Origin of the sequence: Paenibacillus spiritus, assembly GCF_008710135.1 — a bacterium.
GTDB classification, from domain to species: domain Bacteria; phylum Bacillota; class Bacilli; order Paenibacillales; family Paenibacillaceae; genus Paenibacillus_AQ; species Paenibacillus_AQ glufosinatiresistens.
The window spans coordinates 135,028-159,160 of sequence record NZ_VYKK01000001.1; the positions used below are offsets into that span (position 1 = coordinate 135,028).

At 57.9% G+C, this 24,133-nt stretch carries 14 protein-coding genes; 2 read left to right on the plus strand and 12 right to left on the minus strand.

Features of this window, described 5'->3' with window-relative positions; genetic code table 11:
* Positions 1–96: 96 nt before the first annotated feature.
* From F4V43_RS19540 to F4V43_RS00650, 10 genes are all read right to left on the minus strand, one after another.
* Positions 97–1,053 (minus strand): WD40/YVTN/BNR-like repeat-containing protein, encoded by a 957-nt coding sequence (locus F4V43_RS19540; protein ID WP_191089414.1) that lies wholly within the window; start codon positions 1,051–1,053, stop codon positions 97–99.
* A gap of 212 nt (positions 1,054–1,265) precedes the next feature.
* Positions 1,266–2,816, minus strand: a complete 1,551-nt coding sequence (gene zwf / locus F4V43_RS00610; RefSeq protein WP_150456295.1) for a glucose-6-phosphate dehydrogenase — start codon at positions 2,814–2,816, stop codon at positions 1,266–1,268.
* Between the two features lie 195 nt (positions 2,817–3,011).
* Positions 3,012–3,863: a YwmB family TATA-box binding protein gene (locus tag F4V43_RS00615; RefSeq protein WP_150456296.1), complete on the minus strand. Its 852-nt coding sequence runs from the start codon at positions 3,861–3,863 to the stop codon at positions 3,012–3,014.
* A gap of 111 nt (positions 3,864–3,974) precedes the next feature.
* A complete protein-coding gene (locus F4V43_RS00620; RefSeq protein ID WP_150456324.1) occupies positions 3,975–4,628 on the minus strand; it encodes a response regulator transcription factor in 654 nt (217 codons plus the stop codon).
* A gap of 55 nt (positions 4,629–4,683) precedes the next feature.
* Positions 4,684–5,781, minus strand: a complete 1,098-nt coding sequence (locus tag F4V43_RS00625; protein WP_150456297.1) for a sensor histidine kinase — start codon at positions 5,779–5,781, stop codon at positions 4,684–4,686.
* Between the two features lie 32 nt (positions 5,782–5,813).
* A complete protein-coding gene (liaF, locus tag F4V43_RS00630; protein WP_150456298.1) occupies positions 5,814–6,461 on the minus strand; it encodes a cell wall-active antibiotics response protein LiaF in 648 nt (215 codons plus the stop codon).
* A gap of 227 nt (positions 6,462–6,688) precedes the next feature.
* Positions 6,689–7,402, minus strand: coding sequence for a PspA/IM30 family protein (locus F4V43_RS00635; protein ID WP_150456299.1), 714 nt, complete (start codon positions 7,400–7,402; stop codon positions 6,689–6,691).
* A gap of 2 nt (positions 7,403–7,404) precedes the next feature.
* Positions 7,405–7,890 carry a PspC domain-containing protein gene (locus F4V43_RS00640; RefSeq protein ID WP_150456300.1) on the minus strand — a complete coding sequence of 162 codons (486 nt, stop codon included), beginning with the start codon at positions 7,888–7,890 and terminating at the stop codon, positions 7,405–7,407.
* 4 nt (positions 7,891–7,894) lie between these two features.
* Positions 7,895–8,572 carry a PspA/IM30 family protein gene (locus F4V43_RS00645; protein WP_150456301.1) on the minus strand — a complete coding sequence of 226 codons (678 nt, stop codon included), beginning with the start codon at positions 8,570–8,572 and terminating at the stop codon, positions 7,895–7,897.
* A gap of 66 nt (positions 8,573–8,638) precedes the next feature.
* Positions 8,639–8,941, minus strand: coding sequence for a LiaF transmembrane domain-containing protein (locus F4V43_RS00650; RefSeq protein WP_150456302.1), 303 nt, complete (start codon positions 8,939–8,941; stop codon positions 8,639–8,641).
* A 258-nt stretch (positions 8,942–9,199) separates the two neighbouring features.
* On the opposite strand from F4V43_RS00650, the gene F4V43_RS00655 reads away from it, so the two are divergent.
* Positions 9,200–10,597: an aldehyde dehydrogenase gene (locus F4V43_RS00655; RefSeq protein ID WP_150456303.1), complete on the plus strand. Its 1,398-nt coding sequence runs from the start codon at positions 9,200–9,202 to the stop codon at positions 10,595–10,597.
* 84 nt (positions 10,598–10,681) lie between these two features.
* Entirely contained in the window at positions 10,682–12,115 is a 1,434-nt protein-coding gene (locus F4V43_RS00660) for a glycoside hydrolase family 1 protein (protein WP_150456304.1), read from the plus strand.
* A gap of 65 nt (positions 12,116–12,180) precedes the next feature.
* Here the strand turns inward: F4V43_RS00660 and F4V43_RS00665 are convergent, their stop codons facing one another.
* Together F4V43_RS00665 and F4V43_RS00670 are read right to left on the minus strand one after the other, a co-directional pair.
* On the minus strand, positions 12,181–12,897 hold the full coding sequence (locus F4V43_RS00665) for a thioesterase II family protein (RefSeq protein WP_191089415.1): 717 nt from the start codon (positions 12,895–12,897) through the stop codon (positions 12,181–12,183).
* Positions 12,898–12,981: 84 nt separating this feature from the next.
* A complete protein-coding gene (locus F4V43_RS00670) occupies positions 12,982–24,129 on the minus strand; it encodes a non-ribosomal peptide synthetase (RefSeq protein WP_150456306.1) in 11,148 nt (3,715 codons plus the stop codon).
* Positions 24,130–24,133: the final 4 nt, after the last annotated feature.

Sequence of the window (24,133 nt, forward strand, 5' to 3'; positions counted from 1 at the left end):
GGCTTAGGCGGGCATCCTTTTCAGTATAGCAAATCCTTGCCGGGATTAGCTACCCCCCGGAGGGCGCCCGGAGACCTTCCGGTAACATTCAAAAGTTCAGTCAGCCGCTGTCCAGCCTGACCCGCTGCCGCTCCAGCTTTGCCCGCCAATTTGAACCGTCCATATTCGGCCCTCCTGCCCTTCTGCATCCGAGGCCGGAGCTCCGCTGTCTGAAGCCTGGTCCGTCACCCGCCAGTGCAGTTCGCGCAAGCTTCCTTCCCGCTCCGTCTCTGCCTCCCAGTGCGCTCCGCCGTCCGCCGTCAGGTAGAACAGCTTCGCCTCTTGCCCGGTCCCGTCGTTCTTAAGCCGAAGCAGACCATAGGATGTTGATCCAAAAAAGACCGGCAGCTCCTCCGTATAGCCCGTTCCGGCCGGCAGGTCCAGACTGGCCTGCTCCCAGTGGATGCCGCCGTCCTGCGTGCCGTACAGGCCGCTCGCCCCTTCCCTGGGCGTATCGACCGTCATCCAGCCTGTATCCGGGCTGACGAACATCAGGCCGGAAGCCGGTCCGCCCAGCAGACTGCCTTCGGCCGAATCTGCGGTCAGCCGCCAGGAGGCCCCGCCGTCCTTGGTCCGATACAGCTTGTTGTCCGCGCTGAACATGCCGTGTCCGGCCGAGTCGAGCCGCCAGCCGGTCTCGTCCGGCAGCGACCAGCGCAAGGAACGGACCGGGTCTGCGGACCCCGTCTCCGGCAGAGCGCCCTCCCCCGCGCCGCCGTCCGCTTCCGCCAACTCCGCGTCCGGCTTCCTTCCCTCGAACCGCGGTGCCGGGGAAGCCGCAGAGGTTGGCGAAATCGCGGAGGTCAGCGGAGCCGCAGAGGTCGACGGTGCCGCAGAGGTTGGCGGAGCCGCAGAGGTCGACGGTGCCGCAGAGGTTGGCGGTGCCGCCGCCTGGCGGATTTTTACCGCCTGCTGCGTGGCCGGCGCTTCTCCCCTCCGGGGCTCCGCCGCCCCTCCTTGTCCGCAGCTTGTCAGCAGCATCACCGCCGCCGCAGCCAGACATCCCTTCTTCATGCGCCGCCTCTCCTTCCCGTAATATGGGTTTCTCTCAGATTACGCGATTTCCGGGAGCAGCGGGTTAAGAAAGGTTGTCAATCTTCTCTCAATCCTGTTGTGCAAAAAAACCATCCCCCTTCCGGGAGATGGCCGCTTGTTGATTTCGTCATTGGTTCCGCTTGCTGAGTGCCGGTTTCTATCCTTGTTGATCCTCGCTTGCTGCCCTGCCGTCAGCTGTTCACGCGCCAGACGACGTTATCCTCTTCCTGACCGTTGACCGGCCACCAGTGAAATCCGTCCTGCGCAAGCAGCTGGTCCGCTTCCACAGGGCCCCAGGTGCCTGCCGGATAGGAAGCCAGGTCGCCGGCGCTCTCCTGCCAGGCCTCGGCGATCTTATCGACGAAAGACCAGGCCGATGAGACTTCATCCCAGCGGGTGAAGTAGGTCGAGTCGCCGCGGACGGCATCGTGCAGCAGGCGTTCATAGGCTTCCGGCGAGTTAATGCCGACCATGCAGCTCTGGCAGAAATCCATCGCCAGCGGCTGAATCTCGGATTCCGAGCCCGGCTTCTTGGCATTGATCTTCACATAAATGCCTTCCATCGGGTTGACCCGAATGACGAGCAGGTTCGGCTCGAGATTATGCTTTTGGCCCAGGTACACATTCGTCGGCATCCGTTTGAACTCCACGACCACCTCGGTCGTCTTGACCGGAAGACGCTTGCCGGTGCGGATGTAGAACGGCACGCCCGCCCAGCGGAAGTTGTCCACGAAGACACGGGCCGCAAAATACGTCTCGGTCGTCGATTCCGGATTCACCTTATCCTCCTGCCGGTAAGCCGGCAGCGTCTTGCCCTTGAAGAGCCCCTGGGTGTATTGGCCGCGAACGACGTTCTTGCGCACCTCATCGCTGCTCGAGAACGGCCGCAGGGAACGGAGCACCTTCACCTTCTCGTCGCGGATGTCCTCCGCCAGCAGACGGCTCGGCGGCTCCATGGCGATCATGGTCAGCAATTGGAGCATATGATTCTGGGCCATATCGCGCAGCGCTCCGGAATGGTCGTAATACCCGCCGCGCTCTTCAACGCCGACCGTCTCCCCTAGCGTGATCTGGATGTTCGCAATATGCTGCTTGTTCCAGAGCGGTTCGAAGAACGCGTTGGCGAAGCGGATCACTTCGATATTCTGCACCATTTCCTTGCCCAGGTAGTGGTCGATCCGGTAGATCTCCTCTTCCTTGAACACCTGGTTGATCTGCTCGTTGAGCTCCCGCGCCGATTCCAGGTTGTAGCCGAACGGCTTCTCGATAACGAGCCGGTTCCAGCCCGGACCGTCGAGCATGCCGCCCGCCTTCAGATTGAAGGAGACGCCGCCGAACAGCTCCGGCGCCAGCGCCAGGTAGAACAGCCGTCCTCCGGCAATTCCGAACTTGCGCTCGATCGCTTCGGTCTGCTCGCGCAGCTCGCGGAAGCCGTCGATATTGTTAATGTCCAGCGATTTGTATTCAAAATGATCGACGAAGCGCGCCCATTCCTCTTCATCCGCCACAGGGTAGCGGCTGAACTCGCGGATGCTCTCCATCACATCCTCATGGAATTCGGACGGAGTGCGGGGACGCCGGGCCACGCCGATGACGGCGAAGTCCTCTGTCAGCTTGCCTTCCCGATACAGGCTGTAAATAGCCGGAAACAGCTTCCGGCGAGCCAAATCGCCGGTGGCGCCAAAAATAAAAAATACGGCACCGGGCGCTTGCGGTGCGTCAAAGGTTACGTTATCAGCCATGGCTCCTCATCTCTCTATGTAATATAGTGTATTGAAATCCATTCTCATTCGCCATACTGGCGTGATGTCATTTTATCATAATCATCCGGTGTATGCTATGGGATACCTGACAGTTTGCGTCGGATTTCAGTACTTTTCAATTACTCTTTCTTATAGCGGCTTATAGTTGGGCTGATACTCCGGCCGCGGCCGGGTTCAATACTCCACCGTAATCAGCGGCAGCCCGATCGTGACGCGCTCCCGTCCGTCGCCGCTGCTCCGGTGAACGGCGATCTGGGCGGCAAGCTCGCCCTTGCTGCCGGGAACCGTCCGCTCGAGACCCGGAACGCGGTAGGAACGGCTGACCGTGGCGGCGTCCTCATACTGTTCCAATGCCTCGGAGCCGGGCAGCAGCTTCGCCAGAACGCCCTCGGCTCCGGCCGCCGCCTCTTCCGGAGTCCCCTGTTTCCGGGACTCGCCCTGGATGGCGGCGTTCCACTCGGCCCGGACGCCGGCTGCGGCCATGGCGGCCCCGGCTTCGGCGGCAGCCGCAGGCAGGCCGGGCGCTGCCGCCAGGTCGCGGGTCTCCAGCGTCACGATTGCGTAGTGGCTGCCGCCCGCAAGCTCGCTCCAGAAGAGGCTGACCCGGACGCCGTCCTCCGCGCTTCCGCAGCGCAGCGTCCGGTGTCCATCCTCTTCGCCCTGCGACACCAGCCGCAGGTTCAGCGCCGCCGCCAGGGAAGCGGCGGCCCGGTCCCCGGCCGGACCATCGTACTCACCCTGCCATTTCACTACGAGGCGGAGCGGAGCGCCCTCCGCCGCCGCGCTGCGGCCGAGCGCCGCAAGCCGCTCCAGAGCCGCCGGGAGTCCCGCGGCTTCCCGCTCCGCCCCGCCGGATTCAGCCCCGGCCCGGCTTCCCGGGCCGATCCCCCAGAAGGCGGCGGCAACCAGCACCGCCAGCATCAGCCAGACGGCTCCGGAGACCGCGCCGCTTCTGCGGTCCTGCTTCGCCCGGTTCTTCCCTCTGCCTGCTTCCCGTCCTGTACCCTTCCGCTCCGCCTTGTTCATTCTTCTTCTCCCCCATCCGCTGCTATCAATCTATCAGTCAGGATGCCCGGAATTGGGAGATTCTATTCCCCATACGCGTAAGACGGGTCCAAAGAAAAACGGACAGGCTCCTTACTCCGCCAGTCCGTTCTTATAAGCGTAGATCGCCGCCTGCGTGCGGTCCTCGACATTCAGTTTGGCCAAAATATTGGTGACATGGAACTTCACCGTCTTGATGCCGATGATCAGCTGGTCCGCAATGTCCTGATTGGACTTGCCCTGGGCCAGCAGCTTCAGCACTTCCATCTCCCGGTCCGTCAGCTCCTGGTGCAGCGGAATCTCCTCATGGGCATGATGCCGGAACCGGTTCATCATCTTCGAGGCCACCTGCGATTCCAGCACGGATTGTCCCCGTGCTGCGGCCCGGATGGCGTCCGCCACCTCGGCGGCGCGGGAGGTTTTGAGCAGATAGCTGAACGCGCCGGCTTCAATCACCGGATACATCTTCTCATCGTCCAGATAGCTCGTCAGCACAATCACCTTGCATTCGGGATACAGCTTCATCAGCTGCCGCGTCGTTTCGATGCCGTCCATGCCCTCCATCACCAGGTCCATCAGCACCACATCCGGCTTGTACTCCTGCGCCAGCCGGATGCCTTCCTCGCCGCTGCCCGCTTCGCCGACCACCTCGATGCCGTCTTCCGTGCCCAGCACCGCCGCCAGTCCAATGCGGACCATCTCGTGATCGTCCACCAGCAGCACTTTGATGAGCTTGTCGCTCTCCATCGCTCTCTCGTCTCCTCCCTGTCTGATTGACCGCAGCCGGTCCGTCCCGCTTCTGCTATTGGGCTCCATGTTCCTCCGTCCGTCCGCCCCCCGCGGGCGCTGCCGTTCCCTCCGGCTCTTCGGCCAACAGAGGAACGACGACTTCGATGCGGGTGCCGCGTCCGGGCGCGGTAATGAACTGAATCGAGCCGCCGGTCTCCGTCATGCGCTCCCGCATGTTGGAGAGCCCATAGGAAGTCTGCTTCTCCTCATCCAGCTCGAAGCCGACGCCGTCGTCGCGCAGCGTCATCCGCACCGTGTCCCCGCGCCGGTGAATCCGAATCTCCATCCGGGTGGCCTTCGCATGCCTGAGCGTATTGGAGATGGCTTCCTGCACAATCCGGAACAGGTGGTTCTCCACGCCCTTCAGCAGCTGAATGCCCGGATCCATCTCGAATACAATATCCATCGGCACCTTGACCTTCAGTTCCTTGATCAGCTCCCGGATGCCCTGCTCCAGCCCCTTCCCGTCCAGATAGACGGGCCGCAGATGCAGCAGCAGCGCCCGCATCTCCGACTGCGCCACCGCCGCCATCTCCTCAATCAGAGCAATCTGCCGCTGCGCCTTGTCAAAATCCTTCTCCAGCGTCCGGCCCACGGCCGTCGCCGTCATCGAAATTGCGAACAGCTGCTGCGACACGGCGTCGTGCAGCTCCCGCGCCAGCCGCTGCCGTTCCTCGACGATGGCCGTCATCCGCGCCTGCTCGGCGAGCTGGGCGTTGTTCGTCGACAGCCGCTGCAGCGTCGTGACCTGGTCCTCCCATTTGCCGCTGATCGTCTCCAGCTGTTCGCCGAGCCGGCCCAGCTCATCGTCGCCGAGCGGCGGCATGGATAGCCGCAGATTGCCCTTCTCCCAGAGAAGCAGCGTCTCCCTCAGCCGGTCCAGCCGCCGCTTCATGCGGAAGCCCTGATAGAAGCCCCAGCCGGCTCCGAGGGCGAGCGGCAGCAGGAGCAGCCCCGCCACGGTGCGGACGCCGATCTCCCAATCGGCGAAGGGCTTGAAATAACCGTATGTATAGAGCATATACAGCACAATGAGCAGCAGCGCGAAGGACAGAAGAGCTCCCTCGCGCATACTGCGCGATATGATGCTGGAAGGCTTGCGTTCGTTCATCCCAGACCGCTCTCCTCTCCCGCCCTGCCGTCTCAAGGCAGTGTAATATCCAGATCGCCCATCAGATAAGAAATACAAATCTTGACCCGGTATTCGCTCGTGTCATAATTCGCGGATTTCCAGTTCAGCCGGTTCATCATCCCCGTGTCGCGCTGGGTCCCCAGATCAATCGAACCGAACAGCACGAAGGCCTCAATCTCGATTCCGTAGCCTTCCGCCAGATGCAGATCGGTATCGCCGAAGATGCCCTGGAACAGCATCACGGTCTCGCGTTCCTCCGCCATGGCCAGCGACAGGTCAATGTCGGTCTGGCCCAGCACATGCCAGGCGCTGAGGTTGCCCATCATCCACGGATGGCGGTCCCAGTCGAAGCCTGAAGAGAAGTTCTGCTTCTGGACATGCCTTCTCCCCTGCATCAGCCGCCGGGACCGGACGATGAACAGGCCAAGCGAGAGCAGCACCACGCCCAGAACCAGGACAAGATGGTCCAGCACGAGCAGAATAGCGCCTGCTCCAAGCAGCCGGTATCCCTTCTTCACATCGCCGTTGGTTGTCCGGTACACGCCCGCCAGCAGGAGAAGCAGCGCTACAATGGACAGGAACCCGAGCCATCTGCCGAATATGAGCAGAACCCCGGCCCCGATGAACAGGATCGCCAGCATCCGGTTCCGTTTCTCCATTTCCCCCGCCTCCTCTTCGCGTCGTGTGCATAGCCGCCCGTCCCAAATGGCGACCGGACCAAACAGCCGGAAAAGCCATTACGATATGTGGTCCATACCGCATGGCTTTCCCTGTTTAAGAATAGCATATCCCGGGTTCCGCTTGGAACCGATTTTTTGCAGCAGGCTCCCGGACCTTAGTGGCCGGCGCTGCCGAATTGCTTGGACGGCGTCCGACTTTCGGACGATTACTCCGCCGCTTTATCCGAAGCGGCTTCCGGAGCGGAGGAGCCGCCGCCGAGCTTATTCTTCAGCGCATTCAGCTGCTCTTCCACCTTGAGCTGCTTCTGGGCATCCAGCGGGCTGTAAGCCGCTGCGCTCTGCGGTTGGTACGGGGCACGCATGACATCGGCTTCCGCTTCCATCTGCATGATCTTCTCTTCCATCCGGTGGAAGCCAAGCGACGCACTGCCGCTCTCAATGCTGTGCACGCTGCTGATCTGCGACATCTGCTTCTTGGCCTTGGCCATCTGGGCGCGGGATACGAGCTCGTTGCGCTTGTTGCGCAGCTTGTAGAATTCATCCTTCATATCATGAAGCTGCTGCACCAATTCCTTGGCGTGCGTATCGGCCTGGACGTGCAGGTCACTGTATTCCGCATACTTCTGGTCAAAATAAATCTTCTCTTCCAGCAGCTTCCGCGCGACTTCCTCCTGGCCGTTCTTCAGTGCCAGTTCGGCCTGCGACGTGCGCTGTCCGGCCAGCTTCGCAGCTTCTTCCACACGCTGCTTCATCCGGCGCTCATTCGCCATCTGCTTGGCGACCGTCACCTCGGCCTCATGAATCTCGGCCTCCATGTCGCGCAGATACTGATTCAGCATCACAATCGGATCTTCCACTTTATCCAGCAAATCGTTGACCGATGCCTTTGTCATATCCTTAATGCGTTGAAATACTCCCATAATTAACGTTCTCCCTTCGAATTCTCATATTGGGCCAATCTGCGTTTTAAGTCTTCAACTTCCTTGCGGAGGGCTTTCTTCTCAATGTCTTTCATCATTTCATCCAGGGTGGAATCGGCCGCCTCCGGTCTGCCCGCATGGCTGTAGCCGTAGCCGCCCGGTCCCGGCTGCGCCGCCGGTCCGCGGCTTCCGCAGCTGCGGGGGCCGCTGTGCGGGTAACCGCCGGGATAGCCGCCCGGGTAGCCGCCGGGATAACCGTAACGGTCTCCTCTGGGCGGACCTGCATAGGGATCGCCGGGGTAATGATACTCCCGCGGAATAATCAGTGCGGCGATGAAGTAGACCGGGATGACGGCGCCGCCCGTGAACGGAATCGCAATGAGCAGCAGAATTCGCAGCAGCGTAGAGTCCATGCCGACGATTTCCGCCAATCCCCCGGCAAGTCCGGTCATTACCCGGTCCCGGTTCGATCGGTACAATCGGGTCATAGCGCTACTCCTTTCCATTCCGGTTCAGTTTCTCCTTCAGCTTCGCCATCTCGCGTTCCAGCACCGTCGCTACCGTCTCGCCGGCTGCGGTCGCATATTCCTGGCCCATCCGGCGCAGATCGCGCAGGCTCTTGGCTTCCAGTTCCCAATCGGCGAGCCGGTCTTCCAGCTGGCCGAACATCTTGGGCACATCTCCGTTCCCGCCGAGGGCGGCGGAGCGGGCATTCATCCGCTGCTGCAGCCGCAGACTCTCCATCCGGGCCGCATAATATTGGCGCTTGCTGTATACGGTCTGGTATTCCAGCTTAAGCTCGCTTAATTGTCCTTCCAGCTCCATCAGCGACTGTCGGCTCTGATCCAGCAGACCGCTGTACTGCTCCAGCTTCTCCTCATGGATGATCTTCTCCTGAAGCGCCAGCTTGGCCAGATTCTCCTCGCCCGCCTTCAGGGCAAGCATCGCCTGCTCTTCGCGCTTGTCCCGCATCGCCGCCGCCTGATTCACCTGCGACTGCAGCTGCTTCGTATGTTGGGAATACTGATTGTACAGGGCTTCGACCTCACTGATCTCCTGACGGGTCGAATGCAGAAACTGATCAATCAGCTTGACCGGGTCCTGCGCCTGCTCCAGCCGTTCATTCAAATTAGCTACGGTGATATCCCGCATTCGTCGAAACACGCTCATGTTTTGCCGCTCCCTCCTTGCTTCTCCCGGCTGAGCCGGGGACCATTCATCTTTCCTTGTATACGCTTAGTACCGGCGGGGACGGCTGCCGCGGAGAACCGAAATCCCCCATACCAGCAGCGCAATGCCCAGCAGCGGGCCAATCAGCCAGGCCAGCTTGTTAATCAGGGACAGAATCCCGACGAACATCACTGCGAATCCGATCAGCTTGTGGCCTCTGTTCACGGCGTAGTACCCAATCAGCACGAGCAGGATCGGGAACACCAGCCGGAACAACCCGTGAATCAAGGGCCCCAGCGCACCCAGCAGCAGAATCGCGCCGATCGCGATCAGAACCACTGCAAATCCGTTACCTCTATTCTTGTTCATGTCTCTCACCGCCTTTCGTTGCTGTCTTCCTTATGTCTTTATTCTAGGTGAAAGGCGTCTCTTCCAAAACAGACCGAGGACGGTTTTTGCGACTGGACCTAAGGCGGGGGCGGAGCCGGACCGGGGTCGGCCTGAAGGGGCGCCCCCAGGACGATAAAGCGGCTCTCTTCCTTGCTGGACGCCGGAACCCCCATGAATTATATTGAAGCGTGAAGACTAATGATGACGCTGAATCAGCGTCCAAGGAGAATGATGGATATGAATTCCGCCGGCATTGGCATCCCGGATACCGGGCGGATGCTTCAGGAGCATCGGCAGTATTTTGAATCGGGACAGACTCTGCCCGTCGGGTTCCGGGTCCGGCAGCTTCAGAAGCTGCGCGAGGCCATCCTTCGGCATGAACGGGATCTGGCGGAGGCGCTGCGGCTGGACCTTGGCAAATCGGAGTTCGAAGCCTACACCACCGAGATCGGCTTTACCTTAAGCAGTATCCGAGATACGATCCGCCATCTGCCCCAATGGGCCCGAACCCGCCGGGTCGCGACCCCGCTCCGGCTCTTTCTCTCCAGCAGCCGGATTCGCCACGAACCTTACGGCACGGCGCTGATTATCGGCCCTTACAATTATCCGTTTCAACTGCTCATCGAGCCGCTGATCGGAGCGATTGCCGCCGGCAACTGCGCCGTGCTCAAGCCTTCGGAGATGACGCCCCGCACCGAGCAGGTCCTGGGTTCTCTTATCGGAGAGACGTTCGACCCGGCTTATATCCGGGTTGTCAGCGGCGGAGTGGATACCGTGACCGCCCTGCTGGATGCGCCGTTCGACTTTATCTTCTTCACCGGCAGCGTGCCGGTGGGCCGGGTGGTCATGCAAGCGGCCGCGAAGCGCCTGACTCCTGTGGCCCTGGAGCTCGGCGGCAAGAGCCCGGCCATCGTTGATGAGACGGCCAGACTCGATGCCGCCGCCAAGCGGATTGTCTGGGGGAAGATGACCAACGCCGGCCAGACCTGCGTCGCTCCCGATTACGTTGCCGTCCATGCTTCCGTCAAGGACGAATTGATCGCCCGGATTCAGCAGACCCTCCGGGAATTCTACGGCGAGCGGCCGGAGCAGAGCCCCGATTTCGGCCGGATTGTGAACGACCGGCACTGGACCCGGCTAAACGGCCTGCTGGAACGGGAACGCTCCGCCGTGCTTGCAGGCGGAGACACGGACCGGGAGGCCCGGTATATCGGTCCGACCCTGATCGAAGCGGACTTTCGTTCGCCTTCCATGGAGGACGAGCTTTTTGGCCCCCTTTTGCCTGTGCTGACCTATACCGATCTGGACCAGCTGCTGGCCGAAATCCGCCGAAGACCGAAACCGCTCGCTCTCTACCTCTTCACCGGGAATCGCCAGACCGAGAAACGGGTTCTGGACGCCGCGCCATCCGGAGGCGTCAGCATCAACGATACGATTACCCACCTGGCCAATCCGAAGCTGCCCTTCGGCGGAGTCGGTCCTTCCGGAATGGGACAATACCACGGACGCTACAGCTTCCTGACATTCTCCCGGGAGAGAAGCGTACTGCGCAAAAGCACCCGGGTAGGGCTGCCGCTGCTCTTTCCTCCGTACAGCGCGAAGAAGCTGAAGTGGATCAAGCGTCTGCTGAAATAGCCGCCGCACTTGCCGGCCGTATGAAGTTCTTGCCGTTCGTCCAGTCTATAGCTAACCATCCTCTTAAGAAACGGAGTGAACGCTGTGCACGCGAATGAATCTTCTTATGCTTTTCCCGAAGGCTTCCTGTGGGGCGGAGCCGTCGCTGCGAATCAGGTAGAAGGCGCTTATCAGGAAGGGGGCAAAGGACTGTCCACCCAGGACGTAACTCCGCAGGGGATTGTCGGTCCGGTTACCGAAGCGCCCACCCCAAAGAATATGAAGCTGATTGCTATCGACTTCTATCACCGTTACCCGGAAGACATCCGGCTGCTCGCGGAGATGGGATTCAAGGTGTTCCGCACTTCCATCGCCTGGTCGCGCATCTTCCCCAAGGGAGACGAGGCCGAACCTAACGAGGCGGGCCTGCAATTCTATGACGATCTGTTCGATGAATGTCTGAAATACGGGATTCAGCCGATGGTTACCCTCTCCCACTACGAGACCCCGCTGCACCTGTCCCGCACCTATGACGGCTGGGTCAACCGCAGGATGATCGGTTTCTATACCCGGTATGCCGAGACCGTGTTCACTCGCTACCGGGAGAAAGTGAAATACTGGCTGACCTTCAACGAGATCAATTCAATCCTGGAAGCGCCGTTCATGAGCGGCGGCATCTCGACGCCCAAGGACCGGCTGAGCCGCCAGGATCTCTACCAGGCTATCCATCACGAACTCGTGGCCAGCGCCCGTGCGGTTCAGCTCTGTCACCAAATAATTCCGGATGCGAAGATCGGCTGCATGGTGCTCAGCCTGCCTGCTTACCCCATTACTCCGGCTCCGGATGATGTCATTGCCGCGATGGAATATGAGCACAAGAACCAATTCTTTGCCGACGTGCACTTACGCGGCCGCTATCCCGGCTACATGCAGCGCTTCTTCCGCGAGAACGGCATCCGCATCGCAATGGAGCCCGACGACGAAGAGACGCTGCGGCATACGGTGGACTTTCTGTCGTTCAGCTATTACATGAGTATCTGTCAGGCCGCCGACCCCTCCCAGCACCGGAAGGGAGAAGGCAACATCTTCGGCGGCGTGGCCAATCCGTATCTGGAAGCCAGCGAATGGGGCTGGCAGATCGATCCGCAGGGTCTGCGGTATGCGCTCAACCAGTTCTATGACCGCTACCAGAAGCCGCTCTTCATTGTAGAGAACGGACTGGGAGCAGCCGACAAGCTGATCGTTCAGGACGGGATGCCGACGGTAGAAGATGATTACCGGATCGAATACATGAACGATCATTTGATTCAGGTATGGGAAGCCATTCAGGACGGCGTGGAAGTCCTGGGTTACACGGCATGGGGCTGCATTGACTGCGTCAGCTTCTCGACAGCCCAGCTCAAGAAGCGCTACGGCTTCATTTATGTTGACCGGCACGATGACGGCTCCGGCACCCTGGAACGATACCGCAAAAAATCGTTCCACTGGTACAGAGAAGTCATCGGGACGAACGGCGCTTCGCTGAAGCGCCGCCCTTAGCGCAGCGCGCCAATAAAGCCGCCTCCCGGCCAGGGAAGGCGGCTTTATTTTGCCGGCAGCAGCCGTTATCCGATGTCGAGCGGACTAGCCGCCTCATTAATCTGTTGGATAATGGAGTCACTGTGATCATTAATGAAGAAGTGGCCGCCGTCCACCGAATGAATCCGGACCCCACAGCCGCCATGCTCCTTCCAGGCAAGCACTTCCTCCCTCGTCAAGCTCTGATCCCGGGTTCCGGTGAACACGGTCATGGGGCAGCCTACCCTGCGGGCTTTTGCCGAGAAACGGTACAGCTCGACCAGCTTGAAATCTGATCTCAGCACAGGCTCGAAATACTTCAGCAGCTGTTCATCCTCAAATACAACCCGGGAAGCCTCGTCATATCCAAGCACATATTCTCTAAATTCCTCAAGCGGCTTGTCGTGAACTATTGGACGGCGATCAAAATGCGGAGCCTTGCCCCCCGATACAAACAGGTGGACGGGCTCTTTGTAGCCAGCCGACCTTAACTTATAGTAGAGCTCAAAAGCCAGCAAACTTCCCATGCTGTGTCCAAACAGGATATACTCCTCTTCCTGTCCGATCGTTCGGATGACTTCTTCACAGAGCTCGGTAGCCGCATGATCCAAGCTTTCATAGAAAGGCTGCTTGCTCTTCAGACCCCTCCCTGCCATCTCCAGCGGGTGAAGCCGAAGGCGATCCGATAATCGGCTCTTCCATTTGTAATAGCTGGCGGCCGAGCCGCCGGCATAGGGAATGCAGAATAAGTGAACGGGTATCATTCCGGTCGTCCTCCTTGTACACAAGAGAGCTGCCCCCCCCTCCAGTCGTATTCGAGGCGCAGGGGCAGCTGTCATTCCTGCGGGTTAGAGCGCTGCTATGGCTCTTTCTTTGTGGAACGCGTCCAGCAGACGGTACAGCTCGGTCAGAATAACGCCTTCTTCCTCTTGGCCGCGTGAGACCAGAGCGATCATGCTGTCCACAAGCCCGATATCTTTAATAACCAAATACCGAAGTGCAGACAGTCTGGCCAGATTGAAGGACTGTGTCAGCTTCTCGAACTGCTCGGCCATTGGCTTCAACTGCGGCAGTTCCGGATAGAGTCCGGCCAAATACTGGATTCTCTCGGACAGCCCTTTCTTATGCTCATAGAGCGTATGGAAGGCCCGGTAATCCGGCACCCCCTCCTGCTCCCGCACATGCTTCAGGTGATCCAGAATATAGGCGTAGGTATCCCTCCCGAACACATTGTCGCTGAGACAATACAAATATTCATCAATCTTGCGCTTTCTGGCCGTATTGACCGAATGAAGGTAGTCGTGGAGCTGATCCAGCAGCTGGTCCAACCGGTAGGAGTGCGTATACGAATCATCTACGATGCACTTGATCTCCAGACCGTAATAGTCACCGCCGTTCTCGTCCAGCGTTCTGGATAGCCGTACCCCTTCCTCAAAGGCTATGCGGAAACGGTCGTAATCCAGCTCGTAGGCCACAAATTCACGCTTGGCATTGAAGCCGATAACATGGACGAGCCGCTTCTCTCGGTCATACCCGTATACGAAGATATCATGAACAAAATGCTCCCTGCCTTGCTGAATCGTATAGAACTCGTCCAGATAGGTGTGAAAATACTGGTTCCGGTCGATTCGTCCTTCGATAAAACGAATGATATCCTGATCGGCAAGAAACTCTCTCTGGTAGTACTTATAATCGAAGAATCGCCGAGGTTCATTCCAGCCTCCGTAAAAATCGAGCCAAATTTCCTCGGAATCTTTGATCCGAAGCCGCTTGCTGGGGCTGTAATACAGCTGAACATAATTCTCATAGAACCAAGGGAGCATATTATCATACCCGAGCAGGATACAGAGCAGATAGGAGTTGTGCGTATAGCAAATGATTTTGTTCTGCAGGCGGATCCGCAGACGCTTCATACCGCCGTTCTCTACCGCCGGCAAAAGACGGTTATCGCTCACGCCTTCCGCGCTCGCCATCTCTATGCCCGGCTGTTCCGGGTTCTCCATTGCCGGAAGCTCGCGATACGTAATGAACCGCCCCGGCTCCGCCGGCGATTCCGGGTCAACCGGAACGCTGGAAGCCAGGAATTCCGCCAGTCTGCGAATCGTTCGGTGCTGATAGACATCCGTCAGATTAGCATATAAATGCTCTCGGTTCATCTCCGCTTCCAGGCTGATTAACTGCAGTGAGTTGCCGCCCAGCGCAAAGAAATCGTCATGAACGCTCAGCTTCTTCAGGTTCAGCAGCCTTTTCCAGATGGCAACCAGTTTCTCTTCCACCTGGTTCGAGGCCTCCTCGTACTCCGAGCCCGTGATTTGTTCCGCCTCCGGGGCCGGCAGGTCTCTTCTGGATATTTTCCCGTTGGACGTTAGCGGCATCCGCTCCAAACGGATGAAATAGGCGGGAATCATATATTCCATCAGGCTTCTGCCCAAGAACTCCCTGAATTCCTTGACGGTAATCTCCCGTCCGCACACGACATAGGCACATAGATATTTATCGCCTGCGGAATCCGTTCGATCGGTGACCAGAGCTTCGGTCATGTCAGGATGCTTCAGCAGCTGCGCTTCAATTTCGCCAAGCTCGATCCGGTAGCCTCTAATCTTCACCTGGTGATCGATGCGCCCTAAATATTCAATATTGCCATCCGGCATCCACCTTGCTAAGTCACCGGTCCGGTACATCCGTTCTCCTTCACAGAAGGGGTCGGGGACGAACTTCTCTTCTGTCAGTTCCGGGCGATTGAGGTATCCTCTGGCAACGCCTGCGCCCGAAATGCACAATTCACCGCTTACTCCGACCGGAAGAAGCTGGTAATGGCTGTTCACAACATAGAGGCGGATATTGTCGATCGGTCGGCCGATCGGAACGAGGTCCTTCTGCGCCGGATCCGTGCAATCATAATAGGAGACATCGACTGTCGCTTCCGTCGGTCCGTACAGATTGTGAAGCTGTGTGCCGTTGGTCTGATGCAGAATGCGGTGAAACTGTTGAACCTGCCGCATATGGAGCGCCTCTCCGCTGGCAAAGACGCGGCGGACGCTTGCGAGCAAGCCGCCAAGTTCCCGGCCATGCACATATTCCAGGAAGAGCGTCAGCATCGACGGAACAAAATGCATCACGGTAACCTGATGCTTACTGACGGCTCCCACGATATCGGCCGGATTCTTCTCCCCTCCCGGATTCAGGAAGCACAGTTTGGCTCCGGCCAAGAACCACCAGAACAGCTCCCATACCGAGACATCAAAAGTATAGGGTGTCTTCTGCAGGATGACGTCATCTGCACTGATCGGATACTGCTTGTGCATCCATTCGATCCGGTTGATAACGGAATGATGCTCAATCATGACGCCCTTCGGATTTCCGGTTGAACCCGAGGTGTAGATCACATAAGCCAGATTCTCACGTTCCGCTCCTCCCGGGAGGTTCGTGCTGTCGCCGGTATAAAGGCCTCCGTCTTCCAGATCAATAAGGCTCAAGGATGACAGCTTCTGCAGACGCCGGACGTGGCGGGTCTGGGTCAGTATAATTGGAGTCTTGCTGTCCTCCAGCAAATAACACAACCGTTCATCCGGATTGTGCGGATCAATGGGCAGGTAGGCTCCGCCAGCCTTGAGAATCGCCATGATGCCAACCATCATCTCCACCGATCTCTCCACCAGCAGGCCTACCAGCTGGTCCTGACCGACGCCTTTATGCCGCAGCACACGGGCAAGCTGGTTCGCCCGAGCGTTCAGCTGCGCATAGGTAAGCCGCTGCTCTCCGGTTTCTACGGCCGGCTTATCGGCGAACTGTTCCGCCTGCTTCTCAAATAGCCGGTGAAGCGTCTGAATCGGACCCGACGCTGTAGGAGCGGGATTGAACGCTTGCAACAGGGTCCGCTTCTCATCGGCGGAAGCGAGCTCCACCTCCGCAACACGAACGGACGGGTTCCGAATCAGCTGCATAAGGACCTGTTCAAAATGCCCCTGAATCCTCGCAATCGCTTCATCCGTATACACATTCCCGTTATAACAGAATTTCACGGTTAATTCGGTACCCGGGAAGATCACCAGATTGAAGTCGTAATTCGTCTGCTCCCGAACGTGAACGTTGCCGAGTCTTAACGAGCCGGCTTCGCCTCCTAACTCCATCTCGCTGATCGGATAGTTCTCGAACACTAGCAGATGCTGAATCAAATCCTGCTTAAGCGTGTGGCCGGCCTGCACTTCGTAGAGCGGATAGTGATGATGTTCTACCGCCGACAGAGCAAGCTGCTGATGCCGGGCCACGCACTCGGCAAAAGTCTCCTCCGGCCGCGTTTGAACTCTTACCGGAATCGTATTGATGAACAACCCGATCATTTGCCCGATTTCGGCTACATCCGCCGTTCTGCCCGATACCACAGTCCCAAATACGCAGTCATCCGTCTGGTTGTACTTCTGCAGGACGATCCCCCATGCCGTCTGAATCAAGGTGCTTAATGTCGAACGATTCCTTGCCGCGAATTGTGAGAGCCGGCTTGACTCCTCTTTACCTAACCGGAAGGTTCGCTCCTCCAACCGGTAATCTCCGCTTCCCGACCCGCCGGTCGTGTACGGAAGGAGTGTCGGCTGTTCGAATCCGGTTAAATAATCGTTCCAGAACCGGCCGGACTGTTCCAGGTGCTGATGTCCCAGCCACTCCAGGTATTTCCCATAGGAGGCCCCCTGCTCTATCTCCAGGGTCTGTCCAGAAGACTGAGCCTCCAGAATGGAGAACACTTCCTGAAACAGAAGAGGCATGCACCAGCCATCCATAATAATGTGATGGAAACTCCACACCATATGAAGCAGCGAGTCTTCCCTGACAAAACCCGTCAGCCGCATTAACGGACCTGACTCCAGCGAGAATCCCCGTTCCCGGTCCTTTGCTTTGAACGCCTCGATCCGTCTCGTTCTCTCCTCTTCCGAACAATCCCGGATATCCTGAATATTCAGCTTCAGCTCTCTGGATTTCAGCACGACCTGGAGGAAATCCCCTCCCTTGCTGTTCATAAAGACCGTTCGAAGCGCGTCATGCCGGGAGATGAAGTGATTGACCGAAAGCTCCAGAAGAACCGGATCGATGTGCCCGGACAAATCAAACGTCAGCTGTTCCACATAAACAGCGCTCCGGGGATTCAGACGGGAATGGAACAGAATGCCTTTCTGCATCGGAGTCAGAGAAAAGATATTTTCGATCTCTCCTAGATCGGCAGTCCGGCGGCTCACGTCCTCCAGCTCGCTCGCGGTCAGTCCCGTGAATAATAAATCGGCGCTGCTCCGCTTCGAAGGTTCCTGGCTCAGGCAGTGTTCCACAATTTCTCGAATCGCGTTCTCGAAATTCCGCGCCAGCTTCTCCACGGTGGAATCCTCGTACTGTTCACGGCTGTATCCGAACTCAAGCTGCAAGCTCCCCTGTGTGACCCTTGCATGAATATCAAGCACAGCGGTTCGTTGGGATTCGGGACTGGTCCAATTTCCGGTGGAATACGGCGATAATTGATAATCCCCGGACCCGTCATCGAACTGGCCCAAGTAATTAAATACGATGGGCGGCAGTTCCCGGCCCCGGTCTTCGCCGTTCGGACCGACATCTTGCCCGGAGTACTTTAACAAGCCATACCCGATTCCGTGCTGCGGCACCTTGCGCAGCGTGCGTCTGGTCTCCAGGATATAATCCTGAAGCCCCCTGCCCTCTTCAACCCCGATTACTACGGGATACAAGGTCGTGAACCAGCCTACGGTGCGGCTGATATTGAGTCTTTCGCCGATCTCCTCTCTGCCGTGTCCCTCCAGGCAGACCCCGATCCGACTCATCCCGCCCCACCGGTGAAAGGCGAGACCAAGCGCACTGAGCAGGATATCGTTGATTTCTGTCCGGTAGACATGATGAATTTCCTTGAGCAGCTGACCGGTCATTATCTCATCGAGTACGCACTTTACTGTTCCGCCGGTCCGAACGGCGGCAGCGGCGGCCGGCTTGTCCAAAGGAACGGAATCCCAACCCGCTTGCTCGACGCTCCGCCAATACTCAGCCTGCGTCCGGACTTCTTCTTCCGCCGAATAGCGCCGAAGCGTTTCGGCCCACTTCTGAAAGGAATCGGTCTTCGGCGCCAAAATGATGGCCTTGCCCGCCGCGGCCTGCTCATAACCGTGTTCCAGGTCTTCCAAAAGGATCCGCCAGGAGACTCCGTCAACGACAAGATGATGGACCGACAGAAGCAAATGATCGCCTGAAGCTGTTTTGAATAATCCCGCTTGCAGCAGTGGCCCCTTGCCCAAATCGTTGCTTCGCTGAATCCGGTTGGCCTGCTCTTCAATCGCCGCCCGAATCCGGTCTGCGCCTGTGTCCGCCTCCACATCCGAAATGTCCATCGCCGTCCACCCGAATAACGTTTCTGTGATCTCCCGGTATCGGGCCTTCCAAGCTCCCTCGGATCGGAAGAACACAAGTCTCAGGGAATCATGATGCTCGGCAATCCGCTGCAGAACCTTCTTCAGCGCATGCTCATCAAACCCTTCTCTGCGGTAGAGCATAAACGACTGGTTCCAATGATGCTGCTCTTGAAACTGCTGTTCAAAGAACCAGTGCTGGATCGGTGTCAGCGTTACGTCTCCGGCGGCGGCGTCTTGATCTGCCAGTTGATCCAGCCGGGTAACGCGGAGCGCCAGCGCTTCAATGGTCGGATGGGCGAACAAATCGCCCGTATCCAGCTTGTAGCCCGCCCGATTCATACGGGCGACAACTTGAATGGCCTGAATGGAATCTCCGCCAAGCTCAAAAAAATGATCGCTGCGGCCCACATCCTCTACGCGCAGAATAGATTTCCAGACGGCAGCGAGCTGACGTTCGGCCTCATTTTGTAAAGGAAGCTCATTCTTGCCCGCCGTAGGTTGGACCACAGGTTCGGGCAACGCGCTGCGATCCAGCTTGCCGTTGGAGGTCAGCGGCAGTTTGTCCATGGGGACCCAATAGGCAGGAATCATATATTCCGGCAGCTTGCCGGAGACGAATTGGCGAAGCTCTCCCAATTCAAATGCCGGGGCGGTGACCAGGTACGCGCACAGATAAGGATGCCCGGCCTCCGTTCTTCTGTCCATCACATAAGCTTCTATGACAGCTTCGTACTCAAGAAGACAGGATTGGATTTCTTCGAGCTCGATCCGGTAACCCCGGATTTTCACCTGATGATCGATTCGGCCCAGATATTCGAGGTTGCCCTCCGGTGTCCACCGGGCTAAATCCCCGGAAGCATAGAGCAATTCTTCGGGAATTCCCTCGACGGCAACGAACCGCCCGCTCGTCAGATCGGGTTGGTTCAAGTACCCTCTGGCCAATCCGGCCCCCGCCACGAACATTTCGCCGGGAACGCCAATCGGAACAGGCTTCCGGTTGCGGTCCAGCAAGTAGCAGCGCAGGGTAGGGATCGGTCTGCCGATATTGCTGATATTCTTGTCGATGTCCGCTTGCGTGATTTCCTTGTATGTAACGTGTACCGTGGTTTCCGTAATGCCGTACATGTTGATATACCGGACAAAGGGATAACTCTGCTTCCACTTTCTCAAATGAACAGGCGCCAGCGCTTCCCCGCCGAAGATAACATATCTCAGCTTCAAGGGCAGATTCTCGGAGCAAGCCCGTTCCGTCAACTGATAGAAAGCGGTAGGAGTCTGATTCAGCACCGTTACTTGCTGGTCGACTAACAATTTGAGAAATCGGTTCGGATCTCTTGCCGTCCCCTTAGGAACAATGACCAACTTCCCTCCGTTCAGCACGGCCCCGAAGATCTCCCATACCGAAAAATCAAAGCAATAGGAATGGAATAAAGTCCATGTATCGTCCGGATGGAAGTCATAAGCGGGCGTGTCGTTGAAGAGAAGGCGAACCAGATTGCGGTGCTCAATCATTACGCCCTTCGGCCGGCCCGTCGAACCTGAAGTATAGATGATATAAGCCAGATCCCCCGCTTGCGAGAGGTTGTCCAAGTTGCTCTCATCGAGTTCTTCGAGAGAAGCATCCTGCAGAAGAATCCGGTCTCCCGCAAAGAACGGAGTGCCGGCTTTCTCATCGTCCGCAACCATCCATTGGGCCCGGCTGTCCTCCAGCAGATAGCGGATTCGGTCATCCGGATAATCGGGATCAATGGGCAGATAAGCGCCCCCCGCCTTCAGAACCCCCAGTATGGCAACAATCATCTCGATAGATGGGCGGACCATAAGGGCTACAATCTGATCCGGGGCCACGCCTCTCTCCCGCAGTCTCCGGGCCAAGCGGTTTGCTCTGCCGTTCAACTCCCCATAAGCAATTTGCTGTTCCCCGAAGACGACCGCGATTCTGCCGGGATCCTGCCCGGCCTGCTGCTCGAAGAGCCGCTGAATCGTTAAGCCGCCATCGTATCCTGCTGCCGAACCCGCGAATTCCTCCATCAATTGCTTCTCTTCCCCGCTGCTTAACAGCCTGATCTCGGACAGAACAGCATCCGGGTCAGCTGCGATGTGCTCCAGGATTTGGAGATAATGTTCCGCCATTCTCTCGGCAGTCTCTCTGGCGAACAGTTGACTGCAGAACTCCAGTTCCAGCTTAATGTCGTCCGCCGCGCTTAATGTCTGAAGAACCAGGTCGAATTTGGCCGTGCGGGAGTCAACCGGACAAGGGATAAAACGCAGGTTCTCCGCTTCAAAGGCCGGGTTCTCCGCTTGCTGCTGAACAAACATAACATCAAATAAAGGGCTGCGGCTCAGCTCCCTTTTGAGGCCCAGGCGATCGACCAAGGCTTCAAACTGGTAGTCCTGGTGCTCAAACGCCTCGCGTACGCTGGTCTTTACTTCCTCCAACAGCTGTCTGAAAGTCTTCCGGGCAGACGGATAGCTGCGAATGGCTACGGTATTGACAAACATCCCGATCAGATGCTCGGCATCCGGGTGCTGCCTTCCCGCCGTCGGAGAGCCGACGACGATATCTTCCTGCTCCGTGTACCGGTGAAGGAGGGTATAGAATGCAGTCAGCAAAACCGTGTATAAAGTCGTCTTCTCCGCAGCGGCCAGACGTTTCAGCCTCCCGGCCAGCTTGCCGTCCGTCTGAAAGCGGACGCGGTCCCCCTCGAAGGAAAAACGCTTAGGCCGGGAATAATCGAGCGGCAGATTCAATACGGGGAGCTCGCCGTCGAATTTGCTTAGCCAATAGGCCTCCTTCTCCTGCATCCCCGGCGAGGAGAGATAGCGGTTCTGCCATTCGCTAAAATCTTTGTACTGAGCTCGCAGCTCGGGCCAAGCCGACTTCCCTATATACCGGCCGGCAAACTCCCGGACGAGGATTTCCATAGAAGCTCCGTCGGATACGATATGGTGCATATCGAGAAGGAGCAAATGTTCCTCCTCACCCCATGGAGCCAGCGCCGCCCGAAACAACGGCGCCTGGGAGAGATCAAACGGTTGTACAAAGGCACGAATCATTTCATCCGGTTGCCCGTATCCGGGTTCGGCGTGAAGACGCTGAATGCGGAAATCGAATTCGTCATGAATACGCTGGACCGGACTTTCATTCTCCAAATGGAAAGAGGTCCTCAGCGTTTCATGGCGCCGGATTACGTCCGAGAAGGCCCGCTCAAGCCGTTTCTCGTCAAGGCTGCCCCGCAATATAAAGGCCAGAGGAAGGTTGTACCTGGTGTTCCCCGGCTCCTGAAGCTCTTGCAAATATATTCGTTTTTGCGCCGAAGAGACCTCATACACCGCCTGGAACGGCGCCGGTTCAATCGGGGTATAGACTCGTCCGTCCGCCCGTCTGCTCTCCAGCAAAGAAGCGAACAAGCGAACCGTCGGATATTGAACAAGATCGGCGGCTGCAATTTCCGTCTCCAATCGGGTGCCGGCGATATTGGTAATCTTCATCGCCTGGATTGAATTCCCCCCCAGCTCATAGTAATTCGCATCGATGTTCAGCTCGCGGTAGCCGAGCACTTGTCCCCATACGGCGGCGGCAAGATGTTGGGTCTCCGTAAAGGCCTCATCCGGCTCCCCGTACAACCGGACGGGCTCCGGCATGCCGATGTCCGGGGTGAGCTCCAATGACGGCCTTGCTGCGGCAGCTTCCGCATTCCCCCGCTGCGGAGCCTGCAGCCAATAGGACACGGACTCATACGGATAGCCGGGAAGACTTACCTTTCTTCTGCTCTCTCCCTGATAGAGGGCCTCCCAGTCAATACCGGCTCCCGACTCGTAGAGGGTCCCGAGCCGTGCCAGCCTATCGGAGTCGCTCTTCCCGCCTTTCACATACTCTGCAATCAGCTTGTCCGCTTCTTGGCCCATACGGTACTGCGCCGCCTTGTCGGCTTGCCGGGTATGGCTTTCGGCACAGTTTCCGGCTCGCAGCAGCTCCCGCAGACCGTTCGTCAATTCGCCGATATTGCGAACCAGCAGAGCGGCCCGGCATTCATTGTGCTTTCTGCCCGTATTTACCGTATAGCAGATATCTCCGATCGGGGTGTCCTGTCCATCGGCCAGCCATTCCAGATAAGTATCGGCCAGTTTCATCAGGAGCGAGCCCTTCTGGGCGGACATCGTAAATAAGTGCGGTTCATCCGCCTGCTGAACCGTCTCCAACCCGGGGGCCTCTTCCAGAACGACATGACAGTTGGTCCCGCTAAAACCGAAGGCGCTGACGCCTGCTCTCCGCGGAATTGCTCCTACGTCCCACGGAATCAGATTGTCGTTCAAATACAGGGGGGACTCGCAGAAATGAATAAACGGATTCGGTTCATCAAAATGAATCGACGGCGGAAGCTGCCGGTGCTGCATCGCCATAATAACCTTCATGACGGAACTGATGCCGGAAGCCCCTACATTGTGTCCGATATTCGGTTTAACGGAGCCCACTCCGCAGAACTGCCGCTTATCCGTATATCGGGCAAAAGCATTGGAGAGTCCCTTGATCTCAATGGAATCGCCCAATAAGGTGCCTGCCGCAAAAGTCTCCACATAATTCAGCGTTTCCGGATTGATGCCGGCATCCTCCCACGCTTTGACGATGACCTCCTCCTGAGCCTCTGCGCTCGGGGCGGTAATCCCGTTCGTCGCCCCGTTGTTGTTGATTGCGCTTCCCTTGACGACAGCGTATATATGGTCCCCGTCGGCCAGCGCTTGTTCAAGAGGCTTAAGTAAGAGGGCGTTGACCCCCTCTCCCCATAGGATTCCCTCCGCCCTCTTATCAAAGGCCCGGATAACCGAACCGCTTCCTCCCGCTTCGACATCGTCCAGATTCGAATTCATCGGGGTCAGGAACAGGTTGATCCCTCCGGCAACGGCCATGGAGCATTCCTTGTTCTGCAGCGCCTTGCATGCCAGATGAACCGAGACGAGTCCCGACGAACAGGCCGTATCCACGACCATGCTCGGCCCTTTCAGATCCAACAGATAAGAGACCCGGCTGGCCAGAATGCTCGTCCATGACCCGACCAGATCATTGAAGTCATGGCGCGGAATGAAGTTCAGATAGGCGGCTTTTACCTTGTTCGTATGATCGGTTCCAACAAATATGCCCGTATCGGAGCCGTGCAGCTTGTTCCCTCCGTAACCGGCATCCTCGAAAGTGTGATACACCGTCTCGAGAAACAATCTCTGATAAGGGTCCATCCGTTCAGCTTCGCGTGGTGCGATACGAAAGAAAGCCGCATCGAACTGATCGATTCGCTCCAGAAATCCGGCCTCGAAATAGGGTGAGCCTGCCTCTTCTCCCCGCGGGGGGAGGAAAGGTTCTATTTGGTTCTTCCTCTTCTCGGGGAAGGCCCCTACACTGTCCAATCCCGCCCGCAAATTACTCCAGAATTGCTCCGGGGAATCGGCATCCGGGTACCGGCAGGCCATCCCGATCACCGCGATTTCCCCGCCCTTGGCATTCAGACCCTGTAAATCCTTCAGCAAGCGAAAAGCTGCCTGTTTGTCGATCCCGCCGTCTTTTACTCTGCCGAGAATGTATTCTTTAAGATTTGATAGGGTACTCACGGTC

Bases quoted from the DNA above. Each gene is read 5' to 3' on its own strand.
- F4V43_RS00625 (WP_150456297.1), bottom strand. From the start codon at position 5,781: ATGAACGAACGCAAGCCTTCCAGCATCATATCGCGCAGTATGCGCGAG.
- liaF (WP_150456298.1), bottom strand. From the start codon at position 6,461: ATGGAGAAACGGAACCGGATGCTGGCGATCCTGTTCATCGGGGCCGGG.
- F4V43_RS00665 (WP_191089415.1), bottom strand. From the start codon at position 12,897: ATGATACCCGTTCACTTATTCTGCATTCCCTATGCCGGCGGCTCGGCC.
- F4V43_RS00655 (WP_150456303.1), top strand. From the start codon at position 9,200: ATGAATTCCGCCGGCATTGGCATCCCGGATACCGGGCGGATGCTTCAG.
- F4V43_RS00635 (WP_150456299.1), bottom strand. From the start codon at position 7,402: ATGGGAGTATTTCAACGCATTAAGGATATGACAAAGGCATCGGTCAAC.
- F4V43_RS00645 (WP_150456301.1), bottom strand. From the start codon at position 8,572: ATGAGCGTGTTTCGACGAATGCGGGATATCACCGTAGCTAATTTGAAT.
- F4V43_RS00615 (WP_150456296.1), bottom strand. From the start codon at position 3,863: ATGAACAAGGCGGAGCGGAAGGGTACAGGACGGGAAGCAGGCAGAGGG.
- zwf (WP_150456295.1), bottom strand. From the start codon at position 2,816: ATGGCTGATAACGTAACCTTTGACGCACCGCAAGCGCCCGGTGCCGTA.
- F4V43_RS00650 (WP_150456302.1), bottom strand. From the start codon at position 8,941: ATGAACAAGAATAGAGGTAACGGATTTGCAGTGGTTCTGATCGCGATC.
- F4V43_RS00640 (WP_150456300.1), bottom strand. From the start codon at position 7,890: ATGACCCGATTGTACCGATCGAACCGGGACCGGGTAATGACCGGACTT.
- F4V43_RS00620 (WP_150456324.1), bottom strand. From the start codon at position 4,628: ATGGAGAGCGACAAGCTCATCAAAGTGCTGCTGGTGGACGATCACGAG.
- F4V43_RS19540 (WP_191089414.1), bottom strand. From the start codon at position 1,053: ATGAAGAAGGGATGTCTGGCTGCGGCGGCGGTGATGCTGCTGACAAGC.